This window comes from Streptomyces nitrosporeus, from assembly GCF_008704555.1.
Classification (GTDB): Bacteria; Actinomycetota; Actinomycetes; order Streptomycetales; family Streptomycetaceae; genus Streptomyces; species Streptomyces nitrosporeus.
Genome location: NZ_CP023702.1, coordinates 5,843,722 through 5,860,361, shown reverse-complemented (window position 1 = coordinate 5,860,361; position 16,640 = coordinate 5,843,722). Strand labels below are relative to the sequence as shown.

19 protein-coding genes are annotated in these 16,640 nt (G+C 73.9%); 3 read left to right on the top strand and 16 right to left on the bottom strand.

Annotation, left to right across the window (positions count from 1 at the left end; translation table 11 throughout):
* Positions 1–22 precede the first annotated feature (22 nt).
* On the top strand, positions 23–835 hold the full coding sequence (locus CP967_RS25865) for an HpcH/HpaI aldolase/citrate lyase family protein (protein WP_150492052.1): 813 nt from the start codon (positions 23–25) through the stop codon (positions 833–835).
* A 116-nt stretch (positions 836–951) separates the two neighbouring features.
* Here the strand turns inward: CP967_RS25865 and lgt are convergent, their stop codons facing one another.
* From lgt to paaA, 6 genes are all read right to left on the bottom strand, one after another.
* Positions 952–1,974 (bottom strand): prolipoprotein diacylglyceryl transferase, encoded by a 1,023-nt coding sequence (gene lgt / locus CP967_RS25860; protein ID WP_150490281.1) that lies wholly within the window; start codon positions 1,972–1,974, stop codon positions 952–954.
* Positions 1,975–2,102: 128 nt separating this feature from the next.
* Complete coding sequence (gene paaE / locus CP967_RS25855) at positions 2,103–3,209, bottom strand: 1,2-phenylacetyl-CoA epoxidase subunit PaaE (protein WP_150490280.1); 1,107 nt, start codon at positions 3,207–3,209, stop codon at positions 2,103–2,105.
* A complete protein-coding gene (paaD, locus tag CP967_RS25850; RefSeq protein WP_150490279.1) occupies positions 3,209–3,715 on the bottom strand; it encodes a 1,2-phenylacetyl-CoA epoxidase subunit PaaD in 507 nt (168 codons plus the stop codon). Before paaD ends, paaE begins: the two co-directional genes overlap by 1 nt.
* Positions 3,709–4,536: a 1,2-phenylacetyl-CoA epoxidase subunit PaaC gene (gene paaC, locus CP967_RS25845; RefSeq protein ID WP_150490278.1), complete on the bottom strand. Its 828-nt coding sequence runs from the start codon at positions 4,534–4,536 to the stop codon at positions 3,709–3,711. Before paaC ends, paaD begins: the two co-directional genes overlap by 7 nt.
* 9 nt (positions 4,537–4,545) lie before the next feature.
* The gene (gene paaB, locus CP967_RS25840; RefSeq protein WP_150490277.1) at positions 4,546–4,839 is read right to left on the bottom strand and encodes a 1,2-phenylacetyl-CoA epoxidase subunit PaaB; all 294 of its coding nucleotides are present in this window, start codon (positions 4,837–4,839) and stop codon (positions 4,546–4,548) included.
* Complete coding sequence (paaA, locus tag CP967_RS25835) at positions 4,836–5,813, bottom strand: 1,2-phenylacetyl-CoA epoxidase subunit PaaA (protein ID WP_150490276.1); 978 nt, start codon at positions 5,811–5,813, stop codon at positions 4,836–4,838. Before paaA ends, paaB begins: the two co-directional genes overlap by 4 nt.
* Before the next feature lie 369 nt (positions 5,814–6,182).
* Here paaA and paaK point away from each other — a divergent pair, with 369 nt between their 5' ends.
* The gene (gene paaK / locus CP967_RS25830) at positions 6,183–7,553 is read left to right on the top strand and encodes a phenylacetate--CoA ligase PaaK (protein ID WP_150490275.1); all 1,371 of its coding nucleotides are present in this window, start codon (positions 6,183–6,185) and stop codon (positions 7,551–7,553) included.
* Positions 7,554–7,841: 288 nt separating this feature from the next.
* Here paaK and CP967_RS25825 read toward each other — a convergent pair whose 3' ends face one another.
* The 10 genes from CP967_RS25825 to hisI form a co-directional block, all read right to left on the bottom strand.
* Complete coding sequence (locus CP967_RS25825) at positions 7,842–8,666, bottom strand: DsbA family protein (protein ID WP_150490274.1); 825 nt, start codon at positions 8,664–8,666, stop codon at positions 7,842–7,844.
* 69 nt (positions 8,667–8,735) lie between these two features.
* Positions 8,736–9,554: a tryptophan synthase subunit alpha gene (trpA, locus tag CP967_RS25820; RefSeq protein ID WP_150490273.1), complete on the bottom strand. Its 819-nt coding sequence runs from the start codon at positions 9,552–9,554 to the stop codon at positions 8,736–8,738.
* The gene (gene trpB, locus CP967_RS25815) at positions 9,551–10,831 is read right to left on the bottom strand and encodes a tryptophan synthase subunit beta (RefSeq protein ID WP_150490272.1); all 1,281 of its coding nucleotides are present in this window, start codon (positions 10,829–10,831) and stop codon (positions 9,551–9,553) included. The genes trpA and trpB overlap by 4 nt, the downstream gene beginning before the upstream one ends.
* A gap of 171 nt (positions 10,832–11,002) precedes the next feature.
* Complete coding sequence (gene trpM / locus CP967_RS34835; RefSeq protein ID WP_150492051.1) at positions 11,003–11,179, bottom strand: tryptophan biosynthesis modulator TrpM; 177 nt, start codon at positions 11,177–11,179, stop codon at positions 11,003–11,005.
* A 47-nt stretch (positions 11,180–11,226) separates the two neighbouring features.
* Positions 11,227–12,036 carry an indole-3-glycerol phosphate synthase TrpC gene (trpC, locus tag CP967_RS25805; RefSeq protein WP_150490271.1) on the bottom strand — a complete coding sequence of 270 codons (810 nt, stop codon included), beginning with the start codon at positions 12,034–12,036 and terminating at the stop codon, positions 11,227–11,229.
* A gap of 112 nt (positions 12,037–12,148) precedes the next feature.
* On the bottom strand, positions 12,149–12,676 hold the full coding sequence (locus CP967_RS25800) for a DUF2752 domain-containing protein (RefSeq protein ID WP_229888319.1): 528 nt from the start codon (positions 12,674–12,676) through the stop codon (positions 12,149–12,151).
* Between the two features lie 225 nt (positions 12,677–12,901).
* Positions 12,902–13,153 (bottom strand): HGxxPAAW family protein, encoded by a 252-nt coding sequence (locus tag CP967_RS25795; RefSeq protein ID WP_150490270.1) that lies wholly within the window; start codon positions 13,151–13,153, stop codon positions 12,902–12,904.
* Between the two features lie 136 nt (positions 13,154–13,289).
* Positions 13,290–13,943, bottom strand: coding sequence for a TIGR02234 family membrane protein (locus CP967_RS25790; protein ID WP_150490269.1), 654 nt, complete (start codon positions 13,941–13,943; stop codon positions 13,290–13,292).
* A complete protein-coding gene (locus CP967_RS25785; RefSeq protein WP_150490268.1) occupies positions 13,943–15,451 on the bottom strand; it encodes an anthranilate synthase component I in 1,509 nt (502 codons plus the stop codon). The genes CP967_RS25790 and CP967_RS25785 overlap by 1 nt, the downstream gene beginning before the upstream one ends.
* A gap of 11 nt (positions 15,452–15,462) precedes the next feature.
* Complete coding sequence (gene hisI / locus CP967_RS25780) at positions 15,463–15,843, bottom strand: phosphoribosyl-AMP cyclohydrolase (RefSeq protein ID WP_150490267.1); 381 nt, start codon at positions 15,841–15,843, stop codon at positions 15,463–15,465.
* 84 nt (positions 15,844–15,927) lie between these two features.
* On the opposite strand from hisI, the gene CP967_RS25775 reads away from it, so the two are divergent.
* Positions 15,928–16,560: a TIGR03085 family metal-binding protein gene (locus tag CP967_RS25775; RefSeq protein ID WP_150490266.1), complete on the top strand. Its 633-nt coding sequence runs from the start codon at positions 15,928–15,930 to the stop codon at positions 16,558–16,560.
* The last annotated feature ends 80 nt before the right edge of the window (positions 16,561–16,640 follow it).

Below are 16,640 nucleotides of genomic sequence, written 5' to 3'. Positions count from 1 at the left end.
AGGTGCCGCGGGCCCCGCGGCCGTGGCGCTCACCTGGCTGTACGTCCCCGGGGACCGGCCCGAAGTGGTGCGCAAGGCGCTCGGCGCGGGGGCGGACGTGGTGATCGTCGATCTGGAGGACGCGGTCGCGCCGGACCGCAAGGAGTACGCGAGGGCGGCGACCGCGGAGCTCCTGTCCGATCCCCTCACGGCGGACCCGGCGGGGGTCCCCGTCCATGTCAGGGTCCACGGGGAGGACGACGTACGGGCGCTGGCCGCGCTGCCGGGGCTGGCCGGGATACGGCTCCCGAAGATCACGCACGCGGCGTCGGTGCACCATGTCGCCGCGCTGGCACCGGGGGTCGGGCTGTACCCGCTGCTGGAGTCGGCGCTGGCCGTCGAGCACGCGTACTCGATCGCGGGCGCCCATCCCGGCGTACGGGGCGTCGCCCTGGGCGAGGCGGACCTGCGGGCCGACCTGGGCGTACGGGACGACACCGGGCTCGACTGGCCGCGCAGCCGGGTGGTGGTCGCCGCCCGGGCGGCCGGGCTGGCCCCGCCGGTCATGTCGGTCTTCCCCGACGTGCGGGACCTCGCGGGGCTGCGGGACTCCTGCCGGCACGGCCGGGGGCTGGGCCTGCTGGGCCGGGCCGCGATCCATCCCCGGCAGCTCCCGGTGATCGAGGCGGCGTTCCGGCCCACCGCGCGGGAGATCGAGGCGGCGGAGCAGATCGTGGAGGCGGCCCGCACCGAACGGGGGGCGCAGGCTCTGCCCGACGGGCGGTTCGTGGACGCGGCGGTCCTCGCCACGGCCCGGCGCACCCTGTCACTGGCACACCGGGGGGACGCCGGCTGAGCGCGGGGACGCGACGGTGCGGGCGCACGGGGGCGGACGGCCCCGGGCAGCGCGAAGGGCGGGTGGGTCCGGTTCCGGGGAACCGGGCCCACCCGCCCTTCGCGGCGTGGAAGCCGTCAGCTCTTCTCGGCCTTCTGCGGGGAGGCGTCCTTCCGCGGGGTGGTGTCCTCGTCGGACGGCCCGGGGTCCGCACCGCCGGCGGGTGCCTCCGCTCCCGTGCCCCCGGCGCCGCCGCCGGTGTCCTGGCCGTCCGGGGCGCCCTCGGTGTCCTGGGTGTCCTCGGCGCCGCTTCCGGCGTCCGGGGTCCCGTCCCCGGCCCGCTCCGCCGCGGCCGGCTCGACGATCTCCTCGCGGCCGGGCCGGATCTTGGCCGAGACCACGATGTAGGTGACCGCCAGGGCGAAGACGATGATCGCCGTCCACACGTTGAGCCGGAGGCCCAGCACGTGGTGCGCCTCGTCGACCCGCATGTACTCGATCCAGCCGCGGCCCGCGCAGTACGCGGCGACGTACAGCGCGAACGCCCGGCCGTGTCCCAGCTCGAAGCGGCGGTCGGCCCAGATCACCAGCAGGGCGACACCGACGCACCACAGGGACTCGTACAGGAAGGTCGGGTGGTAGGTGCCCGCCACCCGGTTGGCGCCCTCGCTGATCTCCAGCGCCCACGGCACGTCGGTCGGCTTGCCGTACAGCTCCTGGTTGAACCAGTTGCCCCAGCGGCCGATGGCCTGGGCGACGGCGATACCGGGGGCGAGGGCGTCGGCCCAGGCGGGCAGCGGGATCCCGCGGCGGCGGCAGCCGATCCAGGCGCCCACCGCGCCGAGCGCGATGGCACCCCAGATACCGAGGCCGCCCTCCCAGATCTTGAAGGCGTCGACCCAGTTCTCGCCGTCGCTGAAGTACAGCTGGTAGTCGGTGACGACGTGGTAGAGCCGGCCGCCGACGAGACCGAAGGGCACCGCCCAGACGGCGATGTCGGCGACGGTGCCGGCTTTGCCGCCCCGGGCGATCCAGCGCTTGTTGCCGATCCAGACGGCGACGAAGACACCGATGATGATGCAGAACGCGTAGCCGCGGAGCGGGATCGGGCCGAGCTCGATCACGCCGGTCGACGGGCTGGGAATGAAGGCAAGGTTCATGGCGGGGTCGACGCTACCTTGCCGGAGTGCACGTATGGCAAGCAGTGCGGCAACTTCGTCGCGGGTCGGGCCGGGTGCCGGGCCTCCGCGGGGCGGCGGCCCGGCACCGTGGCGGGGTCACGGCGGCGTCAGCTGTCGTAATCGACGGAGAGCTTCCCGGAGACCGGATAGGTCTGGCAGGTCAGCACGTAACCGGCCTCGACCTCGGCCCGTTCCAGGGCGAAGTTGCGCCGCATCTCCGTCTCGCCGTCTGTCACCAGGGCCCGGCAGGTGCCGCAGACACCGCCCTTGCAGGCGAAGGGCAGGTCGGGGCGGGTGCGCTGGGCGCCGTCGAGGAGGGTCCGGTCCCGGGGCAGGGAGGCGGTGGTCGAGCGGCCGTCGAGGGTCACGGTCACCTCGCTGACAAGGCCGCCGGGGCCGGCCTCCTCGTGGCGGGCCCCGTGGACGGGTTCGTCGTCGGCGAAGAACAGCTCCTGGTGGACCCGGTCCCCGGGGACACCGAGACCGGCCAGGACCTGCCGGGCGTCACGGACCATGCCGTGCGGTCCGCACAGCCACCAGTGGTCCGCCGTCCGCACGTCGACCAGGGCCCCTATGAGGAGGGAGAGCCGCCCGGCGTCCAGCCGGCCGGAGAGGATCTCCGTCTCGCGGGGTTCCCGGGAAAGCACATGGGCCAGCTGGAAGCGGTCCGGGTACAGGTCCTTCAGGTCCGCCAGTTCGTCGGCGAACATCACCGTGCCGGAGCGGCGGTTGCCGTAGAAGAGGGTGACGGCCGAGGCGAGGTCCGCCGCCAGGACCGATTCGGCGATGGAGAGCATGGGGGTGATGCCCGAGCCCGCCGCGATCAGCACATGGTGGCCCGGCGTGCCCAGGTCGGGGGTGAAGGAGCCGGTGGGCGCCATCACCTCGACGGTGTCGCCGGGGCGTACGTCGTGGACCAGCCAGGAGGAGAACAGGCCGCCGGGCACGACCCGCACCCCGATACGGGGCGCGGAACCGGCCGGCGAGCAGATGGAGTACGAACGGCGTTCGTCCCGGCCGTCGATCTCGCGCCGCAGGGTCAGCGACTGGCCGGGGGCGAAGGCGAACTCCTCGGCGAGGTCCTCGGGGATCTCGAAGCCGACGGCGGCGGCGTCCGCGCAGAGCGGCTCCACCGCGGCGACCCTCAGCCGGTGGAAGGCCGGACGGCGGCGGGGGCGCGTGGGTACCGCCGTGGCGGGGGCGGGCGGGGCCATCAGATCTCCTTGACGTACTCGAACGGCTCACGGCAGGCGCGGCAGCGCCGGAGCGCTTTGCAGGACGTGGCGGAGAAGCGCGAGGTCTCCTCGGTCTCCGGCGAACCGCACCGCGGGCAGGGCACCGTGCGCCGGGTGGGCGACAGGACGAGGGCTACGGGCCCGCGCGGGGCGGCCGCGGGCGGGGCGATGCCGTGCTCGGCCAGCTTCCGGCGGCCGGTCTCGGTGATCCAGTCGCTCGTCCACGGCGGGTCGAGGACGGTGCGGATCTCCACCCGGGCGTAGCCCGCGTCCCGCAGCCGGGCCGCGACGTCCGCGCGCATCTCCGCCATGGCCGGGCAGCCGGAGTAGGTGGGGGTGAGGCCGGCGACGACGGTGCCGTCCTCGCCCACCTCTACGTCCCGCAGGACACCGAGGTCGGCCAGGGTCAGCATCGGCAGCTCGGGGTCCGGGACCTGTTCGGCGATCCGCCGGGCCCGCCGGGAGTCGGCCCGGGCGGTCACCATGTCGCCCCCGGGTGCGCCCGGGCCACGCTCTGCAGTTCGGTGAGCAGCGGGGCGAGGTGTCCGGTGTGTTCGCCGTCGCGGCCGTTCTCCGGGAGCGGCCTGCTCGCGGGCAGGTCCAGCCCTGCCGCCTCCGTGACCTGCCGCAGATCGGCGAGGACCTCTTCCCGCACGTCGTGGGCCCTGAACAGCTCGCCCAGGTACGGGACGATCCGCTCCAGCGCCTCGGCCGTCCGGCGGTGCGACTCCTCGGTGCCGTCTCCCAGCCGCACGGTCCACTCGGCCGCGTACTGGCGGTGGTAGGCGAGTTCCTTGACGCCCTTGGCGGCGACGGCCGCCAGCACCGGGTCGCGGTGGCCGGTGAGCTGCCCGAAGTGCGCGAGGCGCCAGCTGGACAGCACCAGCAGCCGCACGACGGTGAAGGCGAAGTCACCGCCCGGGAGTTCGGCGAGGCGCACGTTGCGGAAGTCGTCCGCGTCGCGGAGGTAGGCGTAGGCGTCCTCGTCACGGCCGGTGCCGTCGGTCCGGCCGGCCCGGGCGTACAGCAGGCGCGCCTGGCCGAGGAGGTCGAGGCCGATGTTGGCCAGGGCGACCTCCTCCTCCAGTTCGGGTGCCCGGGTGATCCATTCGGCGAGCCGCTGGGCGCTGACCAGGGCGTCGTCGGCGAGGGCCACGCACTGTGCGGCCAGCGCCACGGTGTCCATGTCTTCGGGCACGGAGGTGTCCACGCCGTGCAGGGGATCCTCGAAACCGGTGCCGAACGCCCACCGGGTGCCGTCCTGGTCCCCCTCGGCGAGGGCCGTGTGGACGCGGTCGTCACTCATGCCCTGCTCCTAGATGTGGGGGATGTCGTCGGGGATGTCGTAGAAGGTGGGGTGCCGGTAGACCTTGTCGGCACTGGGGGCGAAGAACGGGTCCTTCTCGTCGCGGGTGGAGGCGGCGATGTGCTGCGAGCGCACCACCCAGATGCTGACGCCCTCGTTGCGCCGGGTGTACAGGTCGCGGGCGTGGGTGAGCGCCATCGCGTCGTCGGCGGCGTGCAGCGAACCGACGTGGACGTGGTTGAGTCCGCGCTTTCCGCGTACGAACACCTCGTACAGGGGCCAGCCCTGCTTGCCGGGGGTCATGCCGCCGCTCCTTCCTGGTCGCGGGCCGCCTGCTTGGCCGCGTGGGCGGTGGCCGCCTCGCGCACCCAGGCGCCCTCCTCGTGGGCGGCCCGGCGTCGCCGGATCCGCTCGGTGTTGCACGGGCCGTCGCCCTTGATGACCCGGGCCAGCTCGTCCCAGTCGGGGGTGCCGAAGTCGTGGTGGCCGCGTTCTTCGTTCCAGCGGAGCTCGGGGTCGGGCAGGGTGACGCCCAGCGCGGCCGCCTGCGGGACCGTCATGTCGACGAACCGCCGGCGCAGTTCGTCGTTGCTGTGCCGCTTGATCTTCCAGCTCATCGACCGGGCGGAGTTGGGCGAGGCGTCGTCGGGCGGGCCGAACATCATCAGGGAGGGCCACCACCAGCGGTCGACCGCGTCCTGCACCATCCGGCGCTGGGCCTCGGTGCCGCGCATCATCGTCATCAGCAGTTCGTAGCCCTGGCGCTGGTGGAAGGACTCCTCCTTGCAGACCCGCACCATCGCACGGGCGTACGGCCCGTACGAGCTGCGGCAGAGCGGCACCTGGTTGCAGATCGCCGCGCCGTCGACGAACCAGCCGATCACGCCGACGTCGGCGAAGGTCGGCGTGGGGTAGTTGAAGATCGACGAATACTTCTGGCGGCCTTCGATCAGCCGCTCGGTGAGGTCGGCGCGGTCCGCGCCGAGCGTCTCCGCCGCCGAGTACAGGTACAGGCCGTGCCCGGCCTCGTCCTGCACCTTGGCGAGCAGGACGGCCTTGCGGCGCAGCGAGGGGGCGCGGGTGATCCACTCGCCCTCCGGCTGCATCCCGATGATCTCCGAGTGCGCGTGCTGGGCGATCTGCCGGATGAGCGTTGCCCGGTATCCGTCCGGCATCCAGTCACGCGGCTCGATCCGCTGGTCGCGCGCGATCGTCGCGTCGAAGTGCTTCTGCCCGGGCTCCGGGGGCGGCGCCTCGGCGGGGCCTGTCGTCGTCATCGATACCAACTTCCCAACCGACCATTCGTTCGGTCCAGTGTGACGCGTCTTCCTCCGCCAGGCAAGACCCCGGCCGGACCGGGCCGGCGCGGAGTCGCGGCCCCTTGACACGGGGCGGGCACGGCTGGATTACTGAGCCCGTGGCGCATGCTGACCGAATGGTCGGTCGGCAGACGGGTCCGGTGCGCGGGCCCGTGCCGCGGGAACGCCCCCGGAACACGTGCGCCACGGCGGTGGCGTCCGCCGCCGGTGCGGCCCGGCGGACGGCACAGCGGTCCACCAGCGCAGCGGGGGCGGCCGGCACCGGACCGCCGGGACACCGGGCGGCGCGGCGGACGGCACGCGGGGCACGACGACGAGGGAGTCGCGATGAGTACCGAACCGAAGGGCGTGGCGGCTCCGGCGCGGACGGCCGCGGGGCACCGCCCCGCCCGCCTGGGGGATGCCCTCCCCGAGGACCTCCTGGACGGCGCCGAGCGCCTTGACGCGCAGGAGCTGAGGGCGCTTCAGCTCGGCCGCCTCAGATCGACCCTCCGTCACGCGTACGACAACGTGGAGCTGTACCGGCGGAAGTTCGACGCGGCCGGGGTCGCCCCGGAGGACTGCCGCACGCCGGAGGACCTGGCGCGTTTCCCCTTCACCACCAAGGCCGACCTGCGGGAGACCTACCCCTTCGGCATGTTCGCCGTGCCCATGGAGGACGTACGGCGCGTCCACGCCTCCAGCGGCACCACCGGCCGCCCCACGGTCGTCGGCTACACCGAGCGGGACCTGTCCGTCTGGGCGGACCTGGTCGCCCGCTCCATCAGGGCGGCGGGCGGGCGCCCCGGGCACAAGGTCCACATCTCCTACGGCTACGGGCTGTTCACCGGCGGCCTGGGGGCGCACTACGGGGCCGAGCGCGCCGGATGCACCGTGATCCCGGCCTCCGGCGGCATGACGGCACGGCAGGTCCAGATCATCACGGACTTCGAGCCCGAGATCATCATGGTCACGCCGTCCTACATGCTCACCCTGCTCGACGAGTTCGAGCGGCAGGGCGTCGACCCGCGCGGCACCTCCCTGAAGGTGGGCATCTTCGGGGCCGAGCCGTGGACGGAGGAGATGCGACGGGAGATCGAGGACCGCATGGACATCCACGCGGTCGACATATACGGCCTCTCCGAGGTCATGGGCCCCGGCGTCGCGCAGGAGTGCGCCGAGACCAAGGACGGTCTGCACGTCTGGGAGGACCACTTCTACCCCGAGGTGGTCGATCCCTTCGAGACCGCCGTCCTGCCCGAGGGGGAACGAGGCGAGCTGGTCCTCACCTCCCTCACCAAGGAGGCGCTGCCGGTCATCCGCTACCGGACCCGTGATCTGACCCGGCTGCTGCCGGGGACCGCGCGGCCCGCGTTCCGCAGGATCGAGAAGATCACCGGCCGCAGCGACGACATGATCATCCTGCGGGGGGTGAACGTCTTCCCCACCCAGATCGAGGAGATCGTGCTGCGCACGCCCGCCGTCGCGCCGCACTTCCAGCTGGAGCTCACCCGCCGTGGGCGGATGGACCGGATGACGGTGCGCGTCGAGGCCCGGCCCGGGGCCGGGGCCGGGCAGCGCGAGGCGGCGGCGGAGGCGATCGCGCAGGGTGTGAAGGACGGTGTGGGGGTGAGCGTCGAGGTGACGGTCGTGGAGCCGGAGACCCTGGAGCGCTCGCTCGGCAAGATCCACCGCATCAAGGACCTGCGCGGCACCTGACCAGGGCCCCGGCCGGCCACAGCCCCGGACGGCCGGGGCCGGGGGCCGGCCGGCCTGATCCGGAACGGCCGGCCCGATCCGGTACCGGCCGGATCAGGCCGGCCCGATCCGGCCGGCCCGAAGGGTCCGCCCGCGAGCCGACCGGTCCGGAAGCCGGCCCGTGCCGGTGGGGAACACACCCCGGTTCCGGTGGGAACCACGCCCCGGTCCCGGTGGGGTGCGTATCCCGCCCCCGACAGGATCCGCACCCCGGCCCCGGCGGGGACCACGCCCCGGCGCGGTCCGGTCTCAGGACAAGGGAGGGGTCCCGCTCACCCTGCCCGGCTCCTTGCCCCTGCCGGCGTCGGCCACCCACTTCTTGAGGCGGGCGACGGAGATCTCCTCGTCCCCCTTCTTCGGGAAGACGGACTCCCCGTCGAGCAGCACGGTCGGTGTCCCCCGGAAACCGCCTTCCGAGAACGCCTTGTCCGACTCCTCGACCCAGCTGTCGTGTGCGCCGTCCTCCACGCAGTCGCGGAAGGCGGGGGTGTCCAGGCCCTTCACCTCGCCGGCCAGCTCGATCAGCTTCGCGTTGTCGCCGAACGCGTCGTCGGCCTCGGGGGGCTGGTTCCGGTAGAGGACGTCGTGGTAGGCGGCGAACTCACCCGCGTCCTGCGCGCAGGCGGCGGCGTTGGCCGCCCGCAGGGAGCCGCTGCCGCCGAGATTGCCGTCGATGATCGTGGCCAGGTGGTACTCCGCCTTGACCTGGCCGCTGTCCACCAGCTCCGCGACGGTCTCCCGGAAGGCGTTCTCGAACTGGGCGCAGACCGGGCAGCGGAAGTCCTCCCAGATGGTGAGCGTCACCGGGGCGTCGCCGGCCCCGACCCGGAGGGCGAGCCTGTCCTTCCCCGTCGCCCCGGACGGGGCCACCACCGGGCCCGCCGTGCCGCCGCCCCCGTCCTTCCCCGTGTTCGCCGCGATCAGGCCGACGACGGCGGCCAACGCCAGCACCCCCACCACGGCGGCCGACACGATCAGGGTGCGGCGCCTGCGGTCGCGCGCCCGGTCCAGCTCACGCTGCTGGACGAGCCGGTCACGCGCGGTTCTCTTTCGCTCTTGGCTGTTCTCACTCACACCGCGCAAACGAACCGGGGAGGCGCGCGAGCGCCTCCCCGGTCCCAGGTCCACCCGGAAGGATGACGGTCAGACGCCGCGCCCGCGCACGCCCTCGGCGAGTTCGCCCGCCAGCGCGCGGACCGCTTCCAGCCCCGCCGCCTCGTCCGGGGCGTCCAGCATCCGCTTGACGAAGGCCGATCCGACGATCACCCCGTCCGCGAAGCCGGCGACCTGCCGGGCGTGCTCACGGGTCGACACGCCGATGCCCACGCAGACCGGCAGCTCGCCGGCCGCGCGGGTGCGGCGCACCAGCTCCTGAGCCTGCTCACCGACGGACTCCCGGGTTCCGGTCACGCCCATCAGGGAGGCGGCGTACACGAAACCGGACCCGGCGGCGGTGATGGTGGCGAGCCGTTCGTCCTTGCTGCTCGGGGCGACGACGAAGACGGTGGCCAGGGAGTGCTTCTCAGCGTGCTCCCGCCACAGCGCGGACTCCTGGACCGGCAGGTCGGGCAGGATGCACCCGGCGCCCCCCGCCTCGGCGAGCTCGGCGGTGAAGCGTTCCACGCCGTAGCGGTCGACGGGGTTCCAGTACGTCATGACGAGGATCGGCGCACCGGTCGCCTCGTACGCCTCGCGGACCGTGCGCAGGATGTCGGCGATCCGGACCCCGCCGCGCAGCGCGATGTCGTCGGCGGTCTGGATGACCGGCCCGTCGAGGACCGGGTCGCTGTGCGGCAGGCCGACCTCGATCACGTCGGCGCCGCCCGCGACGGCCGCCTTCACCGCGGCGATGCCGCCCTCGACGGTCGGGAACCCCCCGGGCAGGTAGGCGATCAGCGCGGCCCTGTCCTCGGAGGCGGTCCTGGCCAGGGTGTCGCTCAGCAGTTCTCGGTTGCCGCTCACTTGGTGACCTCCACGTCCCCGTCGGCCGCATCGGCTTCGACGACCGCGTCCGCTCCGTCGTACAGACCGAAGTAGCGCGCGGCCGTGTCCATGTCCTTGTCGCCCCGGCCGGACAGGTTGACCACGATCAGCCCGTCCTTGCCGAGCTCCCTGCCGACCTCCAGGGCCCCGGCCAGCGCGTGCGCGCTCTCGATGGCCGGGATGATGCCCTCGGTACGGGAGAGGAGGCGCAGCGCCCGCATGGCGGCGTCGTCGGTGACCGCGCGGTACTCGCCGCGTCCGACGTCCTTGAGGTAGGCGTGCTCGGGACCGATGCCCGGGTAGTCCAGACCGGCCGAGATGGAGTAGGGCTCGGTGATCTGGCCCTCGTCGTCCTGGAGGACGTAGGAGCGGGAACCGTGCAGGATCCCGGGCTCCCCCGCGGTCAGGGTCGCCGCGTGCTCACCGGTCTCCACCCCGTGCCCGGCCGGCTCGCAGCCGATGAGCCGGACGTCCGGGTCGGGGATGAAGGCGTGGAAGAGCCCGATGGCGTTGGACCCGCCGCCGACACAGGCGACCGCCGCGTCGGGCAGCCGGCCGGTGCGCTCCAGGATCTGGCGGCGCGCCTCCACCCCGATCACCCGGTGGAAGTCGCGGACCATCGCCGGGAAGGGGTGCGGCCCCGCGACCGTGCCGAAGAGGTAGTGCGTACGGTCGACGTTGGCGACCCAGTCGCGGAACGCCTCGTTGATGGCGTCCTTGAGCGTCCTGGAGCCGGACTTCACGGCGACGACCTCGGCCCCGAGCATCCGCATCCGCGCCACGTTCAGCGCCTGCCGCTCGGTGTCGATCTCGCCCATGTAGATGGTGCACTCGAGCCCGAAGAGGGCGCAGGCGGTGGCGGTCGCGACACCGTGCTGTCCGGCGCCGGTCTCCGCGATGACCCGGGTCTTGCCCATCCGCCGGGTGAGGAGCGCCTGGCCGAGCACGTTGTTGATCTTGTGCGACCCGGTGTGGTTGAGGTCCTCGCGCTTGAGGAGGACGCGGGCCCCCCCGGCGTGCTCGGCGAAGCGGGGCACCTCGGTCAGGGCGCTGGGGCGGCCCGTGTAGTTGACCATGAGCTCGTTGAGCTCGGCGGCGAAGGACGGATCGGCCTTGGCCTTGTCGTATTCGACGGCCACCTCGTCCACGGCGGCGACCAGCGCCTCCGGGATGAACTTGCCACCGAACGCGCCGAAGTAGCCCTCGGCGCTGGGGATCAGACCCTCCGGGTCCGGAATGAAGAAGTCGGACGACATTTTCGACGTGCTCCTCGGAACATCGCAACGGGTGATGGCACCGTATGCGCCGTGGGCAGAGCGCCGTACCGGCCGCAGGGCGGTCGGGTACGGCGGGCCGTCCGGAGCCCTCCGGGCACGGAGAGCGGCTCCCCCTGGTGCTGCGGAGGGCCGGTGGACGTCCGGGGCTCGCTACGGCGCGGACCCCGGGCGCCATCGCATCCCGTTGACCTGTCCCGGCTCGTCGCCGATCACGTACCGCACCCGCCGTCCGTGCACGCGCCGGGCGGGCGCGCGGCAGCCGCGCGGCCGGCAGCCGCGCGCCAGCGGGGCGTGCGGCTCCCTGGCCGGGGCGGCCACGGGGCACAGGCCCGGCAGGGCGCCGGGCGCGGGGCGGACGGGGGACACGGCCTGGATCAGCCCCGTCCGTGGCGGAGCGCCGGGTGGGCTCCGGCGGCGACCAGGTCGGCCACGGCCGCCTTGGGGTCGCGGCCGGTGACCAGCGACTCGCCCACCAGCACCGCGTCGGCGCCGGCGTTGGCGTAGGCGATGAGGTCGTGCGGACCGCGGACGCCGGACTCGGCGACCTTGACGATGTGGTCGGGGATCTCGGGGGCGACCCGCTCGAAGGTGGAGCGGTCGACCTTCAGGTCCTTCAGGTTGCGGGCGTTCACTCCGACGATCTTCGCCCCGGCGGCCACGGCGCGCTCGGCCTCCTCCTCGTCGTGGGCCTCGACCAGCGGCGTCAGGCCGATCGACTCGGCGCGCTCGATGAGGGAGACCAGGGCCTCCTGGTCGAGGGCGGCGACGATCAGCAGGGCGAGGTCGGCGCCGTACGCGCGCGCCTCCCACAGCTGGTAGGAGGTGACGATGAAGTCCTTGCGCAGGACGGGGATGTCGACCTTGGCGCGGACGGCCTCCAGGTCGGCGAGGGACCCGCCGAAGCGGCGCTCCTCGGTGAGTACGGAGATGACGGACGCGCCGCCGGCCTCGTAGTCCGCGGCGAGCGCGGCCGGGTCGGCGATGGCGGCCAGGGCGCCCTTGGAAGGGCTGGAGCGCTTGACCTCGCAGATGACGGTCACGCCCTCGCCGCGCAGGGCGGCGACCCCGTCCTTGGCCCGGGGGGCGCGCGCGGCGCGTTCCTTGAGCTCGTCGAGGCTGACGCGCGCCTGCCGCTCCGCGAGGTCGGCGCGGACGCCGTCGATGATCTCGTCGAGCACACTCACGTGAGCGGCCCCCTTCCGGAACGGTGATGGAACAGGATCAGCCGTATCGATGGTATCCGCAGGAAGGCACCGGGTCCGCATCCGGTGGCCGTCCGTCCCACCAGCTGGGCATTCACGGGGCCAGGGCGGAGCCGAACGGCAGGTTCCGTACGACGGAGAAGACCAGGAGGGCGGCGCCGACCGCCCACCAGTGCGTGTTCGTCAGACCGATCCGCAGCTGCCTGCCCTGAGCGGCCCGGACCACCCAGAGCAGCCACACCGCCGCGAAGACGGCGTAGCCGAGGACCGCGGCCGCGTTGGCGCCGAACGCGGTGGCGAGGTCGCCGTGGGCGAAGGCGTGGGCGCTGCGCAGCCCTCCGCAGCCGGGGCAGAACACCCCGGTGAAGCGGAGCAGGGGGCAGGCCGGGTAGTGACCGGACTCGTTGGGGTCCACCGCGGCCACGTAGCCGAACGCGCCGACGACGACCGCCATGACGCCCGCGGGAGCGAGGAGGCCGCGGAGCCGGGAGGCCCGGGCGGGGGTCCGCGGGGGCGGCTGCCCGCTGCCCGGTGCGCCCGGCGCCGGCCGGGTTCCGGGGTACGGCGGACCGGCGGGTGCGGGGGCGGCGGGGTCCGGGGCGGGGGTAGCTGAGGCGTCCACCCGCCGATTGTGCCCCGGGGACACGGAAAGGCGCAGCCCGCCGGGGGCTGCGCCTCGCGTGTCGGCCCGTACCGCGGTGCGGCGGGTCCGGGCCGGGGCTCCCGCGGCCGCCGGCCGTGGCCCGTACCGCGCACGCGGACCGCCGGGCCGCGGGCCCGGAGCCGGTGCGGCACAGGCGGCCGGCGCGGGCCGGAACCGGTGCGGGCGGGCCGGTACGGCCGTGGGTCAGGAAGCGGTCTGGGCCCGCGCGGCGCGGTTGCGGGCCGCGATGGTCTCGTCCGACTCCTTCGGCATGCCGAGGCCCGCCATCTTCATGGCGTAGCCGACGACCCCGCCGAGGAGGACGACGCCGATGCCGGCCCAGAAGCCCGCCGGGCTCGCCGCCACCATGAAGAGGCCGGCGACGCAGAAGCCGATGAAGGAGATGATGACACCGGTCCAGGCGGCCGGGGTGTGTCCGTGGCTGCTGCCCGCCATGAGTTGCTCCTCGTTGGTGTTGCGCTGGAAGTTCGCTGTTTCGCTGTACGGACCACTTCGCCGTACAGGCTGCTGCGCTGTACTGGAAGCTCATGGCCATTGTCCCGCACGGACCGGCGGGACGTGAGGTGGGGGGTCATGCCTCGCGCGTCGGGTCCTCGCCGCGGTCCAGCGCCTTCCACAGGTCCTCGGGACGGTCCGGGTCCGTGACGGGGGCGGCCTTGCGGGGGCGGGGGGTGCCGTCACGCTCGTAGCGGCCGGACATGGCCGGCCAGCGGCTGCCGAAGCGCAGGGCCAGCAGGCCCGCGAGCAGGATCAGCAGGCCCCCGGCGGCGGTGACGTAGGGCCAGGCGGTGTGGCTGAGGGCCTGGACGGTGGCCGAGGCGTTCCCGGTGGTCTGCGCGGCCATCTCGTCCAGGGTGCCGCGGTCCGAGGCGCCCGCGTAGGCGCTGAGGCCGGCGCCCAGCCCGCTGAGGGCGAGGAGCCCGGCGACGACCAGGCGGCCGGCCCTGCGGACCGCGAAGACGGCGACGAGGGCGGCGAGGCCGACCACGGCCAGCGCCGCGGGCAGCCCGGTGATGTCCTGGCCGTCCGCGCTGAGCGGCAGGGCACCGCCGCCGACGGCCGCCCGGCCCTCGGCCCAGGTCTGGCCGGAGGCGAGGAGGACGACGGTGGCACCGGCCGCCCCGAGCAGCAGGCCCGCGGCCAGGCTGCGGCGGCTTCCGGCGCCCTCGGGGGCGGCGGCTCGGGTACGGGGCTGGGGTACGGGGACAGCAGTCACGTACTCCACTATCCCTCACGGCCTCCGTCGGGCCTCAGCCGGTTCGCCGTGTGCACCGCGCGCAGTACGGCGGCCGCCTTGTTGCGGCACTCGGTGTCCTCGGCGGCGGGATCGGAGTCGGCGACCACCCCGGCCCCGGCCTGGACGTAGGCGGTGCCGTCGCGGAGCAGGGCGGTGCGGATGGCGATGGCGGTGTCGGAGTCGCCGGCGAAGTCGAGGTAGCCGACGCAGCCGCCGTACAGCCCGCGGCGGGTGGGTTCGAGCTCCTCGATGATCTGCAGGGCGCGGGGCTTGGGGGCGCCCGAGAGGGTGCCGGCCGGGAAGCACGCGGTGAGGACGTCGAAGGCGGTGCGGTCGTCCGCGACGCGTCCGGTGACCGTGGACACGATGTGCATCACGTGCGAGTACCGCTCGACGGACATGAAGTCGACGACCTCCACGCTGCCCGGTTCGCAGACGCGCCCCAGGTCGTTGCGGCCGAGGTCGACCAGCATCAGGTGCTCGGCCCGCTCCTTGGGGTCGGCGAGCAGTTCCTCGGCGAGCGCCTGGTCCTCCTGCGGGGTGAGGCCGCGGTGCCGGGTCCCGGCGATCGGGTGGAGCATGGCCCGGCCGTCCTCGACCTTGACCAGGGCCTCGGGGCTCGATCCGACGACGTCGAAGCCGTCGAAGCGCAGGAGGTACATGTACGGCGAGGGGTTGGTGGCGCGCAGCACCCGGTAGACGTCCAGCGCCGAGGCGGTGCAGGGGGTCTCGAAGCGCTGGGAGGGGACGACCTGGAAGGCGTCGCCGGCCCTGATGCGCTCCTTGACCTCCTCGACGGCGTCCTGGTAGTCCGGGCCGCCCCACCGGGCGGTGTACGGCGGGAGCTCGGAGGGCGGGAGGGCGGCGGGGGCGTTGGGCACCGGCCGGGACAGGTCGCGTTCCATGGCGTCGAGGCGGGCGACGGCGTCCGCGTACGCCTCGTCGACCCCGGTGTCCGTGTCGTTGTGATTGATCGCGTTGGCGATCAGCAGGACCGTGCCGTTCCCGTGGTCCAGCACGGCGAGGTCCGAGGTGAGCAGCATCGTCAGCTCGGGCAGCCGCAGGTCGTCGCCGCCGTGCTCGGTGATCTTCTCCAGCCGGCGTACGACGTCGTACCCGAGGTAGCCGACCATGCCGCCGGTGAAGGGCGGCAGGCCCTCGTCGCCGACCAGGTCGCGGGGGGTGTGCAGGGTCTCGGCGGTGGCGCGCAGGGCGTGCAGCGGGTCCCCGTCGAGGGGGACCCCGACGGGCGGGGTGCCGAGCCAGTGGGCCTGCCCGTCGCGGACGGTCAGGGTGGCGGCGCTGCGTACGCCGATGAAGGAGTACCGGGACCAGGTGCGGCCGTTCTCGGCGGACTCGAGGAGGAAGGTGCCGGGGCGCTCGTCGGCCAGCTTGCGGTAGAGCCCCACCGGGGTGTCGCCGTCCGCGAGGAGCCGGCGGCTGACGGGGATGACACGCCGGTCGACGGCGAGCTTGCGGAAGGTCTCGAGATCCATGGCGGCAGACCTTACCGGGGTCCGGTGAGGGGCAGGACGTCCTTGTCGAAGCAGGTGCGGTCGCCGGTGTGGCAGGCCGCGCCCGTCTGGTCGACCTTCACCAGGACGGTGTCGGCGTCGCAGTCCAGGGCGACGGACTTCACCCGTTGGACGTGGCCGGAGGTGTCGCCCTTGACCCAGTACTCCTGGCGGCTGCGTGACCAGTAGGTGCAGCGGCCGGTGGTGAGCGTGCGGTGCAGCGCCTCGTCGTCCATCCAGCCGAGCATGAGCACCTCACCGGTGTCGTACTGCTGTGCGATGGCGGGGAAGAGTCCGTCGGCGCCGCGCCTGAGGCGGGCGGCGACGGCCGGATCGAGACTGCTGGCGGGTGCGGGGCCGGGCGTGCTGGTCATGCGCCCATTGTGCCGCGCCCGGACGCGGGCCCCGGGCGCGCGTCCACTGGGCGGACGGGCGGCCCCGGTCGTACGCTGGCGGGCATGTCGACCCATGCGAAGCGTGAACGTCTTCTGCTCGCCGACCTGTTGGAAGCGGCGGGGCCCGAGGCCCCGACCCTGTGCGACGGCTGGAGGACCCGGGACCTGGCGGCCCACGTCGTGGTGCGTGAGCGCCGCGCGGACGCGGCGGGCGGGATCCTGCTGGGCGCGCTGAAGAACCGGCTGGAGCGGGTGCAGGCCGAGTTCGCCGGGAAGCCGTACGAGGAGCTGATCCAGCTCATCCGTACGGGGCCGCCGAGGATGTCCCCCTTCGGCCTGAAGCAGATCGACGAGGCGGCCAACACCGTCGAGTTCTACCTCCACGCGGAGGACGTGCGCCGGGCCCAGCCCGACTGGTCGCGGCGCGAGCTGGACCCGGTCTTCGCCGATGTGCTGTGGTCCCGTACCGAGAAGACGGCCCGGGTGATGGGGCGCCGCGCCCCGGTGGGCCTGGTGCTGCGCCGCCCCGACGGCCAGACGGTGGTGGCCCACCGGGGGACCCCGGTGGTGACGGTCACCGGGGAGCCCGGGGAGCTGCTCCTGTTCGCGGCCGGGCGGCAGGACGCGGCCCGGGTGGAGCTGGACGGCGACAAGGACGCGCTGGCCCGGCTGCACACGGCGGAGCTGGGTCTCTAGGGGGGTCCGGCGGAGGGGCGCCCGGCTCGTGGCGCCCCTTTTGCCGGGGCCCCTCGGGGCTCCGCCCCCTACCGCCCGCC

Coding starts and splice junctions, on each gene's coding strand:
- lgt (WP_150490281.1), bottom strand. CDS start 1,974: ATGAACCTTGCCTTCATTCCCAGCCCGTCGACCGGCGTGATCGAGCTC.
- paaE (WP_150490280.1), bottom strand. CDS start 3,209: ATGGCCCCGCCCGCCCCCGCCACGGCGGTACCCACGCGCCCCCGCCGC.
- paaD (WP_150490279.1), bottom strand. CDS start 3,715: ATGGTGACCGCCCGGGCCGACTCCCGGCGGGCCCGGCGGATCGCCGAA.
- paaC (WP_150490278.1), bottom strand. CDS start 4,536: ATGAGTGACGACCGCGTCCACACGGCCCTCGCCGAGGGGGACCAGGAC.
- paaB (WP_150490277.1), bottom strand. CDS start 4,839: ATGACCCCCGGCAAGCAGGGCTGGCCCCTGTACGAGGTGTTCGTACGC.
- paaA (WP_150490276.1), bottom strand. CDS start 5,813: ATGACGACGACAGGCCCCGCCGAGGCGCCGCCCCCGGAGCCCGGGCAG.
- paaK (WP_150490275.1), top strand. CDS start 6,183: ATGAGTACCGAACCGAAGGGCGTGGCGGCTCCGGCGCGGACGGCCGCG.
- trpB (WP_150490272.1), bottom strand. CDS start 10,831: ATGTCGTCCGACTTCTTCATTCCGGACCCGGAGGGTCTGATCCCCAGC.
- CP967_RS25795 (WP_150490270.1), bottom strand. CDS start 13,153: ATGGCGGGCAGCAGCCACGGACACACCCCGGCCGCCTGGACCGGTGTC.
- CP967_RS25785 (WP_150490268.1), bottom strand. CDS start 15,451: ATGGATCTCGAGACCTTCCGCAAGCTCGCCGTCGACCGGCGTGTCATC.
- hisI (WP_150490267.1), bottom strand. CDS start 15,843: ATGACCAGCACGCCCGGCCCCGCACCCGCCAGCAGTCTCGATCCGGCC.
- CP967_RS25775 (WP_150490266.1), top strand. CDS start 15,928: ATGTCGACCCATGCGAAGCGTGAACGTCTTCTGCTCGCCGACCTGTTG.